This window comes from Campylobacter concisus (genome assembly GCF_002092845.1).
Classification (GTDB): domain Bacteria; phylum Campylobacterota; class Campylobacteria; order Campylobacterales; family Campylobacteraceae; genus Campylobacter_A; species Campylobacter_A concisus_AQ.
Map to the genome: position 1 here is coordinate 1 of NZ_LVXF01000035.1, position 661 is coordinate 661.

Below are 661 nucleotides of genomic sequence, written 5' to 3' on the forward strand. Positions count from 1 at the left end.
TCTCTCAGCTTTACAACAAGCCATCTTAAAAGGAACAGATCTTAATGCTCTAGAAGAAACTGCTGCAGGTGGTCCACAAGCAGGTGGTAATGGTGGAGATGGCGTAAGCTTATCTTCTACTAGCTTTGCAGAAGGAGGCCACATTAGTAACATCAATGCTAATGTAGGAAGCATAGATGCTTTATCTCTAGCAGCAGGTGGAGATAATAGCTTTGGTGTAAGTGGAGGAAGTGCTGTTGGAGCTGGGGCAATAGAACCTGCTTTACCAGCAGGAAGTATAAAAATTCCTTTATCAGCGTATGTAGGAGAGAGCACATCTTCTAGACTATTAGCTTCATTTTATAACTCTATACCTAATGGATATCATGTATATAGACATACTGATGGTAGAGATTATCTAACTCCTGATGATCCTACTACTCCTAGTGCATTCCAACACAAAGACGGTTGGTATGTAAGCAATGATGGTAAACTAGCTATTGGTCAAGATGATGCTAAAGACTTGGTGCTAACAAGTAGTGCTAATTCGGCAAATCATACTGGAGATGTGGCCAAAATAGTAAATCCTTCAAGTGATCTTAGCGTATTTGGCGGAGATAATGGAAGTAAGATTACTTCAGACGGTACTAATATAGATACTAAAATTTATAGCAGCATAAAG

The 661-nt window shown here is 39.5% G+C and carries 1 protein-coding gene; it reads left to right on the forward strand.

The genetic code is table 11. The features are described 5' to 3' along the window. A partial coding sequence (locus A3854_RS09635; protein ID WP_180378666.1) for a hypothetical protein occupies positions 1 to 661 on the forward strand: 661 nt, incomplete at both ends.